Genomic DNA, 17,484 nt, shown 5'->3' with positions numbered 1-17,484 from the left:
GTAACCTATTATAGCAAAAATGGGGGCTGTAGACGATATCCCTTATTGTTTATTTTTTACATCATCTTCATCACTAAGGAAAATGCGTATGGTTGAACCTTGATCTACCAGTTCACCTGCCTGTGGAGACTGTTCTATAATATACTCCCCTTCCCCCTTCGCTTCTATATCTAAATTGGCTAAATAGCTTTGCAATTCTTTTGTTGTAAGGCCAATTAAGTCAGGGACTTCTACTTTTGGTACATCGGGCCATGTGTATTCTTTCGGAAGTCCATTCTCCCGTTCTTCTACTCCCATTGTTCTTAAACTATCTTCCATAATTGTTCCAACGATAGGGGCAGCCACAACACCACCAAATTGAACCGTATTCTTCGGATTATCGATTGCAACATATATAACGAGTTCTGGGTCATCTGCTGGCGCAAATCCGATAAACGAGACAATGTGGTTATTACTCATATATTTACCGTCTTCTCCAACCTTTTGAGCAGTACCAGTTTTCCCGCCCACCCGGTATCCTTCTACATATGCCTTACCACCTGTACCAAATGCAACAACACTTTCTAACGCATAGCGTATTTCTTCTGATGTTTTTTCAGAGATAATTCTTCTTTTCATCGTTGGCTCTGTGGCTTCAACTACCTCCCCAGTAACAGGATCAAGCCATTCTTTCGCAACATAAGGTTCATATAAATAGCCCCCGTTAATTGCCGCAGACACAGCTGTAACCTGTTGAATTGGTGTTACAGAAACCCCTTGTCCGAAAGCAGTTGTGGCGAGTTCAATTGGTCCTACATTATCAAGGTCAAACAGTATTCCAGTACCTTCACCATGTAAATCAATTCCGGTTTTTTCACCAAAACCAAAGTCTTTAATATACGTAAACAGCTTCTCTTTCCCTAACTTTTCACCTAGTGACACAAATCCTGGGTTACATGAATTTTGTACAACCTCTAAGTAGGTTTGATGGCCATGGCCCCCACTTTTCCAGCAACGGAGTCTTGCTCCAGCAACTTCAATGGAACCAGAATCGGTAAATTCATCTTCCGTCAAATTCACTAAGTCTTCCTCCAATGCAGCAGCTAACGTAATGATCTTAAAGGTTGACCCAGGCTCATATGTACTCCAAACCGGTAAATTACGATTATAAATTTCGGCATCTACATTTTGGTAATCGCTCGGATGAAAGTTCGGCCGACTATCCATCGCTAAAATTTCACCAGTATCCGGGTCCATTGCAATGGCAATTGCTCCATCTGGATCATATTTTGCTTCAGCCAAATCTAGTTCTCTTTCTACGATGGTTTGAATTCTAGAGTCAATCGTTAATTTCAAATCTAATCCATCTTTTGGCTCAGAATATATATCTGCAATGTCACCTAGTTTATTACCCTTTGCATCGGAGAAAAATGATAGGGCGCCATCTTCACCGGATAGCTTTTCATCATAAAAAAGTTCAATCCCCGCCAATCCTTGGTTATCAATCCCTGTGAAGCCTAATACATGAGATAGGAAAGCTCCATTCGGATAATAACGTTTCGAATCCTCCGCTAAATATACACCTTCCATATTTAATTCCTGTATCTGAATTGCTTGCTCATCTGTTAATTTCCTGCCTTCTGGGTTAATTATCCACACATTTGCACTTCTCGTTATATCCTCATATGCGTCTTTTACAGGCATTTCTAAAATTTTAGCAAGCTTTTCTGCTGTTTCTTGAGGATTTTTGATTTGCCTTGGAACTACCGCAACAGAGGGTGCTGTTGTATTTTCAACAATCACTTCTCCATTACGGTCTATTATTTCCCCTCGTTCTGCTCGGAGTGGTATGTCACGACTCCATAGGTTCTCAGCTTTTTGAACTAATTCATCACCAATTATAAATTGGACGTAGCCAAGACGAAAACACATCACAACAAAAAATAGAAGTGCAAAAATAAAAATTGCTACTAATCTCTTACGTACGGTTACTTGAGATACACGCTTCATGAACATCATCCTTTTGTACAAGGTATAGCTTGTTTCAATATATGAACGTATGGAATACTTTAGAACTATGAATAGGTTAGAGTGACAAAACCAAAAAAAAGAACCTGCTGCAATAATGCAACAGGTTCTACTATATGATAATCTATTCCTCTGTTTCAGATGGAACGTTCGAATCTGGATCTTCACTAGTTTCCTCTTGGTTCGTACCCTCTTCATCCGAAACTGTCTCATTAGAAGGATTAGGGGCTTTTAATTCAATACTTAAGTAATTATTCCCTTTAAACTCTGAGCCTGCAGCAATACTTTGCTTGACCGTAAATCCAGAACCTAAATAATCAACTTTTATATCCAAAAGCTCTCCAAGTTGAATAACCTCTCGAAGTGACCATCCTGTTAAATCCGGCATTGTAACATTCCCATCAGTACGTATCATCACACTTGCTCCCGGGACTACTTCCATACCTTCATTTGGATAGAGCGCATCTACTTTCGAACCATTCCCTATAACCTTCGTGTCGAGTCCAAGCTCCTGTAGGTTTTGTACTACCGCATCAACAGACGCTCCCTTGCTAGAAGGTATTGGAAATGGGTTCACATTAAGCGCAGTACTTTCTTTATCTGGTTTTATCTCTAAATACTTTAAACTATTTTCCATTACGGTTTTAAAAATATAGGATACAGGTTCGGAACCTGCCTCCGTATCTTCTAACTTTGGTCTTTCCACTGCAACAAACATCATCAATTCTGGATTTTCAGATGGCGCCATACCTAAAAAAGAAAAGACATAATTTTCTCTTCCAGTTAAATAGCGTCCTGTTTCTGGGTCAGGTATTTGCGCAGTACCCGTCTTACCTGCAACGGAATAATCGTCCAAAGTATACACACCGTAACCAGTACCAAGTTCATCATTTACTACGCCCTCCATAAGGGTCATTACTTGCTTTGCAGTATCTTTAGAAATTGGTTGTCCAACTACTTCAGGCTCGGATTCCTTTATTACTTTACCAGTATCCGCATCCTCTATTTTAGAAATTACGTATGGTTTCATCATTTTTCCATCATTTACAATAGCAGTAGCAGCTTTCATTAACTGCATCGGTGTCACCGTAGTACCCTGTCCATATGAGGTTGTTACTTTTTCAGATGGCCAGTTATACAATATGGTGCCTTTTGTTTCACCAGCTAAATCGATATTTGTTTTTTGATCAAAATGGAATTTTTGTAAATACTCCAAAAACGTTTCCGTCCCCATCTTTTCCCAAACTAGTTTGGCCATCGCAACGTTAGAAGAACGCGTAAATCCTTCATCATATGTGATATAGTCCCAACCTTTACCCCAGTTGTGATCATGGACTGGACGCACATTATCTAGATATTGATACGTACCAGATTCAAAGAGTTCATCCCCATTATAGTTACCAGAATCAATTGCAGCTGCTACTGTGAAAATTTTCATTGTCGAGCCAGGTTCAAATGGATAAGCAATAATATCGTTATACCAGTTTTCGATATTTTCCTTTACGTTCGGATCGAAGCTTGGTCGGTTACTCATTGCAAGGACTTCCCCAGTTTTGGGATTCATGACAACAGCCATTATTTTTTCCGGCTCGTATTGTTCCTGTACCTCTGTCATGGCGTCCTCTAAAAAGGTCTGTATTTTTTGATCAATCGTTAAATAAACATTGTCACCATCTTCTGCTTGGACAATGGCTTCTTCTGGATTTAATAGTTTTGTAGCATATCGGTCTCGCTGATAGCTAATTTTTCCAGGCTTACCTGTCAAAACGTCATTAAAACTAGCTTCAATACCCATTGCCCCTTCAAGGGTATCTTCTTTCTTTTGTGTAAACCCAATCACATGAGAAGCAAACTGACTATTTGGATAATATCTTTCCGAATGCTTCGAAAAATAGATACCAGGCAAGTCCAGCTTTTCGATTTCCTTCTTTTCTTCTTCTGTGAAACTACGATTTGTAAATTCAACTTGGAACTTATCGTCTTCTATTGCTGAGTTTAATGTATCTGCTAATGCACTTTCTTCTAAACCTAAATAAGGAGCCAGCTTATTTGCAGTGTTAAATGGGTCTTTAACATGTAGCGGCTCCTTTTCATTCGTTGTATATTCTTCATCTAATATTGCATATAAACGGTAAACTGGTCGATTTGCCGCCAGTACCATGCCTGAACGATCGTAGATTAGCCCTCTTTCTGCAGATAAGGGATAACTGGAAGTTCTCTGCTTTTCTGCCCACTCCTCTAAATTTACACCCTCTATTTCTCCAGATGCTTGGATATACATTATCCTACCGAACAGCACCAAAAAGAGAATAGAAAACCCCACTATAAATAGTATCGCAACTCCATTTGTCGCCTTCAGCTTTTTCATAAAAATCCACCTTTAGTTTTGTAAAATCTCAGCTTGTTCTACTGTTGCATTTTTAATGTCAAGACCGTTAGCTTTTGCAACCTCAATAATTCGACTTGGTTCGCTTAATTCATTTACTTGTGCTTCTAGTGTTTCATTTGCTAGTAATTGCTCTTCTACTTTGTTTTCTAAGCTTTCAATATCACGGTTTACGGAATCTATGGAGGAAGAGAAAGAAACTACGTAAATGCTTACTAAAATAGCGACAATCGTTATAAGAGAATATGTAAACTTCTCACCTTTTGTAATCCACCTTTTTTTCGGTACCGCTACAGGTGCTTGTACTTGTCTTTCTACCTTATATTGAGTTTCTGTTTGTTCTAGCTTTCTTGCAAAAACGGATGCCATTAAAATTACTCCCTTCCATTATATCGGAATTTATCTTCCCAAGGTTTAACTTTTTCTACAATTCTTAATTTCGCTGAACGTGATCGACGATTTTCCTCTAATTCGTTTTCTGCTGGTAATATCGGCTTTTTTGTAATCATTTTAAAGGGTGGCGCAATATCTTCAGGTAGGACAGGAAAGTTTTTTGGTAATGGTGGTGGTGTACTCCACTTTTTCATCGCTTGCTTACAAATGCGATCCTCCAAGGAATGGAAGGTTATAACAGATATCCTGCCACCTATTGCTAACACTTCTGCAGCTTGCTGCAGAGCATCCTCAAATACAGTAAGCTCATCATTAACAGCAATTCGAATTGCTTGAAAAATTCGTTTTGCAGGATGCCCACCTTTACGCCTAGCAGCTGCAGGTATAGCATCTTTTATAATTTCTACTAATTCGGTAGTTGTCTCTATCTCTTTTTCTTCTCTCCGTTGTTCTATTTTTCTTGCAATTTGCTTAGAGAACTTTTCTTCTCCATATCGGAAGAAGATTTTCACTAGTTTCTCGTACGGCCATGTATTAACAACATCATACGCTGACAACGCTTGTGATTGGTTCATGCGCATATCCAACGGAGCATCCTGTTGATAGCTAAACCCTCTTTCTGCATGGTCTAACTGAGGAGATGAAACACCTAAATCAAACAAAATTCCATCCACTTCTTGTATCCCATGACGCACTAAATTTTCTTGCAAGTGTTGGAAATTCGAATGAACAAACAAACATCGATTTTTGTACAATTTCAACCGTTCTTTAGCAAAAGCAAGCGCCTCTATGTCTTGATCAAAAGCAATTAATTTACCATTATCATTTAGTGACTGGACAATCATCTCCGAATGTCCTCCACCACCTAATGTACAATCTACGTATGTACCTTCTGGGCGAATATTTAGTCCATGGACCGCTTCTGTTTTTAACACGCTGTAATGATCAAACATTTTTGTCACCTTTTCATAAAGTAATTCATCGCCCTATTATTCCTTAAATGTCAAAATCCATCATATTTTCTGCAATCTCTGCAAAGGATTCCTCCGATTGCTCGAAATATTCTTCCCACTTGTCTTGTGACCATAATTCAATTCTATTGGATACACCGATTACGACACATTCCTTATCTAATTCGGCATATTTTCTTAGGGGCGATGGGATGTTTATTCTTCCCTGTTTGTCGACTTCACATTCAACAGCGCCAGAGAAGAAGAAGCGGGTAAAAGAACGGGCGTCTTTTTTTGTAAGGGGAAGTTTTTTCAGCTTCTCTTCTAACTGTCGCCATTCATCCATGGGGTAGGCAAATAAACATTTATCAAGACCTCTCGTAATGACGAATAGGTTTCCTAAACCATCTCGAAATTTAGCAGGAACAATAATCCTACCTTTTTGGTCGATATTATGTTGATATTCCCCCATGAACATGTACATCGCCCCACCTTCTGATATTAGTTTACCACAATCCCCCACTTTCCTCCACTCCATTTTTATATATTTTTTTGAAACACGAAAAAAGGCCTACCATTATGGCGGTAGGCCTTTCGAATAAGCATCTCTAAACCTTTATATTTCAAGGTTTTTAATCCATTTTCTAAATTGGTGGTAGGAAGTGGGGGATAATCCTTATAAATAAACTAAATAGTGGGGGCTATCCCATTTCACTTCTTGGTTCATTAATTCCTTAATCCAATTATCCCCATATTCATTAATCCAGTAATATACATTCCATATCCGCTCCTGTAGTCCTCCTTCTGGATGAAGCAGCACTTCTAGCCAATCAAACTTTCGTAGTACATTTTGATTGTTTACATTCAACTGATGGATAATACGTTGTTCTAAGTATTCTATTTCTCGTAACAGAATTACCAAATTTTTGTCAGCAAGGTCCCCTAAGTCAGGCTGAAGCTCTTTGGCTACTTCCTTTAACGGTTTGTGTGCTTTTTCAATCGTTAATTTCACGTGATCTGCTAATTGTTCTATCGGTGGATTCGTTTGGCGTTTGAGCCACATCCCTTTGTCAAAATCTACTCCGCTCCTAATAACTTCCGAGTCCTTTAAAGCTAGTTGCTCCATGTACTTCTCCCCTTTACGATCCAATAACGTAAAGGATAATCTAGGTAGAACTGGCGGCATCTTTATTTCTAGCGTGTCAAAAACAGGCTTTAAAACAGACCAATAAGCTACTTCACCTGGTCCTCCAATAAAGGACAATACCGGTAATAACAAATCCTGCATCACTGGTCTCGTCACGACGTTATTACTTAACAAATAAGGTCGTTCTTGGGCAATGGACAACAGTTCGTCTTTTGTAAGTTCACATTCTTCTGCCTTTCCAACCCACCTTCCATTACTATCAACCCGTAACAATACTCGCTCCCCATTATGATGATAAAATAAATGACCGTCATCCTTTTCGGCATCTAGCGCAATGCTATATTCCATCGAACTCGTGGCATTTAATGCTTTTCGTACCCCACGAGCAATTTCCTCTTGCTTCTGAATGAGCTTTTGAAAATAGTCGCTCTCAAGTCTACGAATATTCCGATCATTAGAATCCAACAGTACAATACCTTCACTTGGGAATAGCTTAAATATCAATTGGGCAAAAAAATCTACGAAAGTATTACTCTCCTTTACGATTGTGGTAATTTCCGTTTTTAAATCCTTTGTATACTTTGTCTCGCTCATATTAGAAAAGATACTCTCGACCCAATCACTTGTTACCTGTTTATCTAACATCATGGAGGAAACAGGTTGTTTGGCTATTTGTTTTTGACGTGTCTTATATTTTTTCATACGAGAAGCGATAGGTAGTGCAATATGATTAATTTCTTGAAAATCATGGTCTTCTCCAGCAATCCAAAATACAGGGATAACAGGGACACCTAGCTTATCGGCTTGTTCTCTAGCTAACTTTATAATGCTAATGATTTTATGAATTGTATATAAAGGTCCAGTTAAGAGTCCCGCTTGTTGTCCACCAACTACTACTACAGACTTTTCATCCTTTAACGCATCAATATTGTTGATTGTTTCTGCTTTTGCCCCCCACTTTACATTACATTCCTTTAATACTGATACAAGCTCTTCTCTTTTGAAAGATCGAGAGGATAGCTCTTGCAAACGCTCCTTATATACGTTTTCTTCAAAAGGATTATAATGAAAAAATTGAAGTGCATTGCTATGTTGCTTTCGGTAGTCTTGAATTAACGAATTCCCATTTATGGAAATTGGTTTGATATGCATGTAACCTTCTCCTTTATATCCTACTATGTACACCTTTTTGTATTGTATCGAATATATATGTATGTTTCACATAATTTGTTTTAAGAAATAGACTTAAGTTATATCCTTTGGAGTATTCCAAATAATAAAGAAATTGTATAAAGGCCAAAGAAAAGCAAAAAGGATGTTCGCCAAGTCTTTAAGATGGCTTTTTTTAATTGAACCTCCTGCTCTTTCCTCCATAACATTACTAAATATAACGCCATAATAATAATGATAAGCATAATAATCCATAAAATGATTATTTGCTTAAACAGAATATATGCACTAAAAACGACAGAAAGGATAAACCAGAAAGTTGAAACATCTGCTGCTCGCTTAAATGCTTTTTGACTCCTAACATTAAATAGGTTCAATCCAATCAACAAGCCAAAAAACAACACAAACGGGAGTGTAATGGTAGCAGCTAAAATATATGTGATTATGTCAATCATCCTCTACTCCTCCCAATTCTTTTGCCTTTATCGCATGATAGACGAATTCGGTATTAGGCATTCCCGTTTTGGCTTTCGATAAAAGATACCCCGTTATAGAATCAATTTCAGTTTCTTTTTGAAGGCGTATGTCTTGAAGCATCGAGGACATGTTTTTGGAGGTCCTTTCCACAACATCCAACACCTTCCTCCACATCAATACTGGGTCCATATCTAAAACGTCACAAGCTTCTTGACAAATAGCATATGCCAAACGATGGATATGTACATTAGAAACAATTTCCCCGTTTCTCACATTTAGTATGGCTGTTAATGGATTAATAACCGCATTTACAATCAACTTATGTCGTAGTATCTGTTCCCAATCTTTTTCAACATATATAGGAAAAGCATCACTAGACAAACAATCTACCATATTTTCCAATAACTGAAAATACTCATCCTTTATCGAACCAATTCTAATAATCCCTTTTCCAGTATGCTCCACGGTATAGTCGTTTACTCTTTTTGCACCATGATCTAAAACCCCAATAAAAATAGGGTTAATTAAGGTTTGAGCTCTATCAATGTGTGACATCCCATTTTGCAAAAACAGAATAGGAATATGTGGAGAGAGTGCTTTTTCTAGCTGATCCAAAACAGCAAACAACTGAGGTTGCTTCACACAAATGATATACAAATCATGTTCTTGAATGTTGGATATGTCTTCCGCTTTTATGTATGATGTATGTTGGTACGGTAATAAATAAATACCATTTTTGTTAAGCGATTCTTTTTGCTCCTCTCTACGCACATAACAAGTTATAGTATGTCCTTGTTTTCGTAAAAAGGCTGATAGTAGTAATCCTGTTGAGCCTAAGCCAATTATTCCTATATTCAAAGTATTCACCATCCGGAAAGTTATCATTGATGCCAAACGAAGGAAAATGTATTTTTCCTAACCTACTTTCTTGACGCTTTTCTATCTTATTCTATCAAAAATTAGGCCAAAGGATAAATTTATTTGAAAATTTCAATAAGTATCGTTTTGTTTACCTATTTTTTATATTATAATAAGACTATACAGATGTTGAAGGGGGATTTTTTTATGGAAGATGTAAAGGTTGAACGTTTATCCATTAACTATAAAACACTTGAGGAATTTAAGCGCTTTAAAGAGTATGGTATTCAAGAACTGTCCATGTTAGATGAGCTTCAAAGCAATATGATTGAAAATGATAGTGAATCCCCATTTTACGGCATTTATTACGGTAATTCACTTGTAGCAAGAATGTGTTTATATCGTGTAGATAAAAAATACGATAGCTATTTCGAGCCTCCACAAGATTATTTAGAGCTTTGGAAGCTAGAGGTACTCTATGACTATCGCGGAAGAAAATTAGGTAAACAACTTGTTGATTACGCTAAGGGTTTTAACATACCTATTAAAACAAATCCAAGAGTTAACTCTCATGGTTTCTGGGAAAAAATGGGGTTTCAAAAAGTACATTATGATGTACAACGTGATTTAGGGGAAAATCCTCTGATCTGGTTACCTGAAGGTGTCAAAGAGCATATTGAGGACAAAAAACAAGGCTGATTCATTTCAGCCTTGTTTTTTGTCCTCTAGCGAATAGACATCTTTCCAAATTGTAATTATTTCCTCTAGCGCCTGTTCGTAGCGTTGTATTTTTCGTTTTAAAATTTCATTTTCAGACGATATTTGTTGTATTCGTTCATCCACTTGCACCGAAGAACTTGCGCTTGTTTCATAGGTTTCCTTAATCTTTTTTAGCAATTCTATTGCCTCGTCAAATTCAAAGGGTTGACTTTCTGATTTTACTACGATTGATTCTGGTTGCTTATTTTTCGATCGTCTTTCTTCCTTTGCTATTTGTATTTCCTTATCATATTGTTTACGAACAGTCGCATTCCATCTAAATCCACATGCTGCAGGTGTACGAGAAAGGTTTTTTGCAACTTCTTCAAAAGCTTCTAATTGCGTTTTACCTTCGCGTATAAAACGAAGTACTACATCAGCTAGATAAATATCTTCATCTTCAGTCCAAGCATCTTGTCTATTATGAACCATTCTATCCCTCCTATTTCTTTTACTATGAATCTATGCAAGAAACAGGAGTGATAGACTATTTTTTTATTAAGGATATTACTTCGATTTCCTCAAAAAGGAATCTACTGCTTTTTTGTGTTCATCTGATACCCACAATTCTGCACATGTTTTTAGTTCCTGTTCCATTTGCTCTTGTAGATTATTAAGCAATGGTTGAGATAAGTATTGTTGCTTAAAGTGTTGCATTTGCTTAATATTTTTTTGTAGAAAAGGTTTTACTAAATCGTTCATGAGATTATCTCCCGCATGATATACCTGCTGAATCCACCCCCAAGTGTTTAGTTCATCAACGGAATAAACATCAGATGAGGTTAACCAATAATAAGCATAGGTAGGTGCAATTCGTTTATATAACATAGCCCCGCCTCCCCAACCTGGTAATATTCCTAGCTTCCCCTGAATAAACCCATGGGTTGTACCTTCTCTCGCAAAACGAAAGTCACATGCAGTTGCTAGCTCGCAGCCGCCACCTCTAGAATGGCCATTCAATATACTAATGGTTGGTACCGGAAACGTAAAGAGCTTTACTAACACTTGATTTATAGGCTGCAGCAATTCCAAAACCTCATCTTCTGACATATCACCGTGGAAATCATTTAAATCCCCACCAGAACAAAAGGCTTTCTCACCACTTCCTGTCAAGACAAGAAACTTCAAATTCGTTATCGACCTCGCCATCTCTAATGCTTTATCCAATTCCTTTGCTAGCGAAATTGATACAGCATTTCTTTTTTCAGGTCTGTTAAGTGTGATGGTTATGTACTTCTCCTCTTGATTGTGTTCATAGATTAGTGATTCAAACATCGTACACCTCCTAATTGTAACAGGTCTATTTTATAAGTTTACCTTTTTTATTCGTTAAGAAAAATAGTTACTTTTCACGAAAAAAAGGATGTCTAATTCATAGACATCCTTTTTGGACTATCAAAAAAATTTATTGTTCAACAACTTGTTTTCCGTCATAGTGACCACAAGCTTTACATACATGGTGAGACTTTTTATACTCACCGCAATTTGGACATTCTACCATACCAGGTACATGTAACTTTTTGTGTGTACGGCGTTGACGTTTTACTTTTTTAGAAGTTTTTCTAAATGGTACAGCCATGTGTAACACCTCCTTCAGTCGTAAAAGCAAAAAAGCATATCAGTTCTCAGCCTATTTTTTATCGAAAAACTGACTTAACTTTTCAAGTCTAGGATCTACTTTTTGCTCCTCTTGCTTCATTTCATCTACTAATTTCCAACCCCGTCCTTCTTCAGGACTTTTTGAAGTTTCATCATCATTACTAGCAAACACTTGTAATGGGACTTCCAATAAAATATTTTCCTTAATATAAGGAACTAAGTCAAGAACTTCTCCGGTAATTCCATGAATTTCATCATCATCTTCTTTATGATATGGAGAAGTGGAAAAAACCTCGATACACGATATAGAAAATGGGTATTCCACATCAACTAATGTTCTAGCGCATGGTAATACCATCATACCAGTGATATCGAATTGTAACGTAATATGTTCACCACGAACAGTCGCTTCCCCTTTAACATGTACAGGAGGAATTCTACGAATATCATTATTCATCTCTTCAAGCTCGGATACATCTACATCTTCTTCAAATTGTAAAGGTGTTTCAGCTCTTAATTTTTGAAGAGAAAATTTCATCATTATCACCTCAAGGCAACAAAAGATATTTTAAAAGGAAAATGCAGTTTTGTCAATATTTTTTCTTAACAGTCTACTACCTATCCACATTTTATAAAATATCTTTCTTCATATTATTTTCCAAAAAGCGTTCGACATTTCCTTGACTTTTCTATTATTTTCCTTCTCAATAACAATAGAAGCTACTGGAGGGAAAAGAAAATGAAAGCTTGTGGAGTTATTGTCGAATATAATCCGTTTCATAACGGACATGTATATCACGTTGAGTCGTCACGCGATGCTACAAATGCAGATTGTGTCATTGCTGTAATGAGCGGAAATTTTTTACAAAGAGGCGAGCCTGCAATTATAGATAAATGGCATCGTACCCAGGCAGCCCTTCAAACAGGAGTAGATCTCGTAATTGAGTTACCCTATGTATTTGCCGTTCAGCATGCAGACCTTTTTGCGAAAGGTGCCGTTCTTACACTAGACGCATTAAAAGCACAATCTGTTTGTTTTGGCAGTGAACATGGTAAAATCGAAAGCTTTATATCCGCATACAAGCTATTTAAAGCACGTGAGAAGGATTTTTCAGAAACCTTAAAGGTTCATTTAAAAAAGGGATTATCCTTCCCGGAAGCAAGCCGTATCGCTTATGGGAGCATAAGCTTAAATACAGATGAGCTTGATCTTACACAACCGAATAATATATTAGGGTTTAGTTACATTAAAGCGATTTATGATTTTAAATGCTCCATTTTACCCGAAACAATACAACGCACAAAAAGTGGCTATCATGATTCAGAAATTCATGATCACATTGCGAGCGCTACAAGTATTCGAAAGGAAATTATAGCACAGAACAGACTAAATGAAAAAGTAAAAAATACAATTCCTTTCTCTACCCTTCATGCACTAGAGAGTTATAATGACAAAACGGGGATTTTTCATCATTGGGAGCTTTATTTTCCCTTTTTACAACATGCTGTTTACACGAAGGATGAAAAAGCGCTTAGACTTATTCATGGCATGGAAGAAGGATTAGAACACCGACTAAAGAAAACAGCAAAGCAAGCTACCTCTTTTGTACATTGGATGGAACTTTTAAAAACCAAACGGTATACGTGGACTAGGTTACAGCGAATGTTTGTGCACTTACTAACGAATACCACGAAAGCAGAAATGGTACAAGCTCAACACTTAACCTCCATTCCATACGTAAGGGTATTGGGGATGAACAAAACGGGAAGAGCCTATTTACATTCCATAAAAAAAGATTTGGAAATACCATTCCTTACTGCACTTCAAGCTAGTGAAAACCCGTTGTTAACCATTGAAGAGCGAGCAATAAACAGCTACTACCTGCCTATTGAACCAAATAAACGAGCGTTGGTGCAGAATAGAGACATTCAAGCACCAATTATTTTGTGAAATAAAGAAAGAGAATGGGAACATAACGAAACCGTTTGAATCAAAAGGCGAATAATGAACTTCATTAGCGGAGTAAACACACGGAGACTCCTGCAGATAAGCCTAGGTGAGACCCCAAAGAGCGTCAGCACGAGGAGTCTATAGCTGCACCCTAAGGTCCGCGTAGTGCATTTCTAGATCGGAATTTCTTCGCTAGTCAAAGTTCGGGTTTTCCTTTTTAGAAAAAACTTTTGTCCCATTCTCTTTTGTTTTATGATTTAGGTTCTAATGCTTCCAAATAGGTAACCGCTTCGGTAAACGTATCGACAGGAATCACTTTCATATCTGTTTCAATCTCCTTGGCTGTTTTACTAGCTACTTGAAAGTCTGAATCCTTCTCCCCGTTTTGATTTGGCGCAAAAAATAGATCACACCCATCATTATCCGAGGCCACTACTTTTTGATCTATTCCACCTATTGGTCCTACTGTTCCATCTTCTGAAATAGTTCCTGTACCACATATTTTGTATCCTTTTGTATAGTCCTTTTCTGTAAGTTGGTCAAATATTTCCAAACTAAACATAAGGCCAGCACTCGGGCCACCAATATCTCCACTATTAATACTTATCTCTGGTGACGTAACAATTTCCCGATCCGCAACTAGACCAATTCCCATACCAACTGTCTCTGGACTATCTGGAAACGTGGTTAACCCAACTTTTTCCGTTCTCGTTTCTCCGTCACGTATAAATTCGACTTCAACAGAATCATCTTCCGTTTTACTTGTAACATAATCCGAAATATCTTCTGTCCTTTCAATGGCCTTACCATCTACAGATAAAATTTGATCCCCTACTTTTAACACATTAAAGGCAGGCATTCCCTCTTCAACGTGAAGTACATAAACGCCATTATATTCATAGCTATACTCCTTCCCCGCTGCATCAAAAGCTACTGCAATTGCTGTATCTTGTGAAGAATTCATAGATTGTAGTTGGATATGATTATACTCCTCTTGACTAATCCCTTCTGGGCGAATTTCTTCTAAATCATAAATATGATAATATGGTCGAACCTTCGCCCATAAGTAATAGATTGGCGTTGCTTGACCACCACGAACAGTTACTAAGTGCATATCCCCTTCACTATCATATCCACCATCTATCTCGACAAAAGGGTCAAGCTCTGATGCATTTCCTGGTTGGTATATGTAAAATGGTAATTTAAAGCTTGTTATAAACAAAACGAAAATTAAAACGAAAGCCCCTACGAGCAATTGTATAATACGTTGTTTCATGAATTAGTTCTCCTTCCAATTAAAGACAGCATCTTTTATCATATCTATGTTCTTTATCGTTTCCTGTTCTCCTTCTTCTATAATGTCATCAATATTCGTAAACGCTTTAGAGCTAAACCTAGATACATCGGGTCTTAATAAAAAATCCGCATCCATTACTGTATTTTTTATAATTTCATCCTGCATAATATCAAAGCTTTGCATCAAAACATCGAAGATAGATGTTATATTACCATAAGCTTTATAATGAGAACAATCGACCCCAATGACAATGTCTGCCCCCATATCTCTCACTGTTGACACTGGAACCCTATCTAGTACGCCGCCATCAACAAGAAGCTTATCTTGATAAGGAACCGGCACGAAAATCCCCGGTATGGATATACTAGCTCTTACCGCTACCGAAGGGTCTCCTTCTTGAAAGACAATTCGTTCACCAGTTTGCAAATCAGTCGCCACTACCGCAACTGGAATGGAAAAATCTTCATACTTTTTTCCATATGTAAATATTTTTATATATTCTTGAATTTTATTCCCTTGGATAAAGCCCATTTTTGGAACCGTAATATCGAGAAAATATTTGCGTTTAAAATACTTCGCTAATTTATATAAGTGTGGAACAGATTGTCCAGCACCATATAAGGTACCAATTAAAGCTCCCATACTACTCCCAGCTATAACATCAATTGGAATGTTATGTTCCTCTAACACTTTAATAACACCTAAATGGGAAAAACCTCGAGCACCACCAGATCCTAAAGCTAAACCTACTTTTGGCTTTGCCAACCTTTAGAACCCTCCCCCAATTGTTTTTTACTATAATTTTATGCTTTCTATATAGATTCATGAGCTTATTATGGAATAGTAACGAGCTTGTACGAATAAAAATGAAAAGAATACTCTTTAATTTTACTACAAATCAAAAGTTCTTACATTACCTTACAACCGAAACATTATTCCAAGAAAAAGCCATGAAACTTCAATCATTAGCTATAATCGCTGTAAACAAGGGCAGGAGGATCTATACTCAATGAAAAGTAAACTTAAATCAATATTGTTGGCTACAGGAGCAGTATTATTAACTGCCATATTGTTTCAATTTCCAAAGGAAGCTCTTGATGCTTCCATAAGAGGATTAGATTTATGGTGGAAGGTAGTTTTTCCGTCATTGCTTCCATTTTTCATTATTTCTGAACTTTTAATTGCCTTTGGGGTAGTAAAGTTTTTTGGTGTACTTACAGAGCCTGTTATGCGCCCTCTCTTTAATGTACCAGGTTCAGGTAGCTTTGTATGGGCGATGGGGATGGCTAGCGGCTATCCATCAGGAGCAAAGTTAACAGCTAGATTAAGACAGGATGAACAATTAACAAAAACAGAAGCAGAACGGTTAGTAGCTTTCACAAATGCTTCAAACCCATTATTTATCATTGCGGCTATATCTGTAGGTTTTTTCCATGATGAAAAGCTTGGAATATTACTGGCCGTATGTCATTACGTGGGTAATTTCTTCGTCGGTATATGTATGCGATTTTATCGTATAAAAGATGTAAATCCACATATGAAGAAATCGAAGCTATCCATTAAAAGAGCCTTCCGAGAGTTACACGCTACGAGAATAAAAGACGAAAGACCCTTTGGAAAGGTTTTCGGTGATGCAGTAGTGAATTCTTTACAAACGTTACTTATGGTTGGTGGTTTTATCATTATTTTTTCCGTAATCAACCAACTACTCTATTTGGTTCACTTCACACCATACATCGCTCAATTTTTACAATATCTTTTTGCTTTATTCGGCTTACCAGAATCCCTTACCTTGCCTTTTATATCGGGAATCTTCGAAATAACGAATGGTGCACAATTAACATCGGAAACCAATACGAATCTACTACAGCAAATTGTGATTATCTCTTTTATATTGGGCTTTAACGGTCTATCCATTCAAGCTCAAGTGGCAAGCATTCTAGCGGAGACAGATATTCGATTTTTTCCGTATTTTATCGGTAGACTTCTACATGGTACGTTCGCGAGTATACTAGCTATTCTATTGTATAAACCTCTATACTTAAATAACAAAACAGAAAGCACATCCAACATTCCAGTAGGAAATACACCAGACCACCATTCCACTTGGTCTGAAATACTACAATCATTATCTAATTACGGACCGATCTTCACATTGACATTTTTGAGTTTAGGTGTACTGATTTTAACAAGACGAATACAGAGGGAGTAGTGATAACGACATGTTTGGTGGAAAAAGCACTAAAATTCGAAGTTAAGCTCCCGCTCATTTTATTGCTGATAAGTGCATGTATACGCTGCGGGAAAATACTTCGCTTTCTAAGGGTGCATGCCTAAGGTAGCTCAGTAGACGCCTTCGCTTAGTGTATTTCCGTAGCGTTCCAATCATCACTCATCATCATTTAAATGGGCGAGAATACTCGAATAATTTAATGTTAACCGGAGAATATGGTGACTTACCTCCAAATCCCCACAAAAAAACCAAACCAT

The 17,484-nt window shown here is 37.3% G+C and carries 17 protein-coding genes; 3 read left to right on the top strand and 14 right to left on the bottom strand.

Annotated elements, in window-relative coordinates; genetic code table 11:
• Positions 1-42: 42 nt before the first annotated feature.
• The 8 genes from C1A05_RS06135 to C1A05_RS06100 form a co-directional block, all read right to left on the bottom strand.
• Positions 43-1,989, bottom strand: coding sequence for a stage V sporulation protein D (locus tag C1A05_RS06135; protein ID WP_102027294.1), 1,947 nt, complete (start codon positions 1,987-1,989; stop codon positions 43-45).
• 142 nt (positions 1,990-2,131) lie between these two features.
• Positions 2,132-4,375, bottom strand: coding sequence for a penicillin-binding transpeptidase domain-containing protein (locus tag C1A05_RS06130; protein ID WP_102027293.1), 2,244 nt, complete (start codon positions 4,373-4,375; stop codon positions 2,132-2,134).
• A gap of 12 nt (positions 4,376-4,387) precedes the next feature.
• Positions 4,388-4,762 carry a cell division protein FtsL gene (gene ftsL, locus C1A05_RS06125; protein ID WP_102027292.1) on the bottom strand — a complete coding sequence of 125 codons (375 nt, stop codon included), beginning with the start codon at positions 4,760-4,762 and terminating at the stop codon, positions 4,388-4,390.
• 5 nt (positions 4,763-4,767) lie between these two features.
• Entirely contained in the window at positions 4,768-5,739 is a 972-nt protein-coding gene (rsmH, locus tag C1A05_RS06120; protein WP_102027291.1) for a 16S rRNA (cytosine(1402)-N(4))-methyltransferase RsmH, read from the bottom strand.
• A gap of 43 nt (positions 5,740-5,782) precedes the next feature.
• Positions 5,783-6,214 (bottom strand): division/cell wall cluster transcriptional repressor MraZ, encoded by a 432-nt coding sequence (mraZ, locus tag C1A05_RS06115; protein ID WP_102027380.1) that lies wholly within the window; start codon positions 6,212-6,214, stop codon positions 5,783-5,785.
• A gap of 198 nt (positions 6,215-6,412) precedes the next feature.
• A complete protein-coding gene (bshC, locus tag C1A05_RS06110; protein ID WP_102027290.1) occupies positions 6,413-8,035 on the bottom strand; it encodes a bacillithiol biosynthesis cysteine-adding enzyme BshC in 1,623 nt (540 codons plus the stop codon).
• Positions 8,036-8,133: 98 nt separating this feature from the next.
• Positions 8,134-8,508 (bottom strand): DUF3397 family protein, encoded by a 375-nt coding sequence (locus C1A05_RS06105; protein ID WP_102027289.1) that lies wholly within the window; start codon positions 8,506-8,508, stop codon positions 8,134-8,136.
• Entirely contained in the window at positions 8,501-9,388 is an 888-nt protein-coding gene (locus C1A05_RS06100; protein WP_159462009.1) for a 2-dehydropantoate 2-reductase, read from the bottom strand. The genes C1A05_RS06105 and C1A05_RS06100 overlap by 8 nt, the downstream gene beginning before the upstream one ends.
• Positions 9,389-9,595: 207 nt before the next feature.
• Here C1A05_RS06100 and C1A05_RS06095 point away from each other — a divergent pair, with 207 nt between their 5' ends.
• Positions 9,596-10,087, top strand: coding sequence for an N-acetyltransferase (locus C1A05_RS06095; RefSeq protein WP_102027287.1), 492 nt, complete (start codon positions 9,596-9,598; stop codon positions 10,085-10,087).
• 6 nt (positions 10,088-10,093) lie between these two features.
• Here the strand turns inward: C1A05_RS06095 and C1A05_RS06090 are convergent, their stop codons facing one another.
• The 4 genes from C1A05_RS06090 to C1A05_RS06075 form a co-directional block, all read right to left on the bottom strand.
• A complete protein-coding gene (locus C1A05_RS06090; RefSeq protein ID WP_102027286.1) occupies positions 10,094-10,579 on the bottom strand; it encodes an RsfA family transcriptional regulator in 486 nt (161 codons plus the stop codon).
• 75 nt (positions 10,580-10,654) lie between these two features.
• Entirely contained in the window at positions 10,655-11,422 is a 768-nt protein-coding gene (locus tag C1A05_RS06085) for an enoyl-CoA hydratase/isomerase family protein (protein ID WP_102027285.1), read from the bottom strand.
• Between the two features lie 130 nt (positions 11,423-11,552).
• Entirely contained in the window at positions 11,553-11,726 is a 174-nt protein-coding gene (rpmF, locus tag C1A05_RS06080) for a 50S ribosomal protein L32 (RefSeq protein ID WP_102027284.1), read from the bottom strand.
• Positions 11,727-11,777: 51 nt separating this feature from the next.
• Entirely contained in the window at positions 11,778-12,284 is a 507-nt protein-coding gene (locus C1A05_RS06075; protein ID WP_102027283.1) for a YceD family protein, read from the bottom strand.
• 201 nt (positions 12,285-12,485) lie between these two features.
• Here C1A05_RS06075 and C1A05_RS06070 point away from each other — a divergent pair, with 201 nt between their 5' ends.
• Positions 12,486-13,697 carry a nucleotidyltransferase gene (locus C1A05_RS06070; RefSeq protein WP_102027282.1) on the top strand — a complete coding sequence of 404 codons (1,212 nt, stop codon included), beginning with the start codon at positions 12,486-12,488 and terminating at the stop codon, positions 13,695-13,697.
• A gap of 250 nt (positions 13,698-13,947) precedes the next feature.
• On the opposite strand, the gene C1A05_RS06065 is transcribed toward C1A05_RS06070, so the two are convergent.
• Entirely contained in the window at positions 13,948-14,973 is a 1,026-nt protein-coding gene (locus C1A05_RS06065) for a SepM family pheromone-processing serine protease (protein WP_102027281.1), read from the bottom strand.
• 3 nt (positions 14,974-14,976) lie between these two features.
• Complete coding sequence (locus tag C1A05_RS06060; RefSeq protein WP_102027280.1) at positions 14,977-15,759, bottom strand: patatin-like phospholipase family protein; 783 nt, start codon at positions 15,757-15,759, stop codon at positions 14,977-14,979.
• A gap of 244 nt (positions 15,760-16,003) precedes the next feature.
• Here C1A05_RS06060 and ylbJ point away from each other — a divergent pair, with 244 nt between their 5' ends.
• Positions 16,004-17,206, top strand: coding sequence for a sporulation integral membrane protein YlbJ (ylbJ, locus tag C1A05_RS06055; protein WP_102027279.1), 1,203 nt, complete (start codon positions 16,004-16,006; stop codon positions 17,204-17,206).
• Positions 17,207-17,484: the final 278 nt, after the last annotated feature.

The sequence above is a fragment of the Salirhabdus sp. Marseille-P4669 genome (assembly GCF_900240405.1).
Taxonomy (GTDB): Bacteria; Bacillota; Bacilli; order Bacillales; family Alkalibacillaceae; genus OEQK01.
The sequence above is the reverse complement of the archived record's forward strand: the minus strand, read 5'-3'. Positions and strand labels throughout refer to the sequence as shown.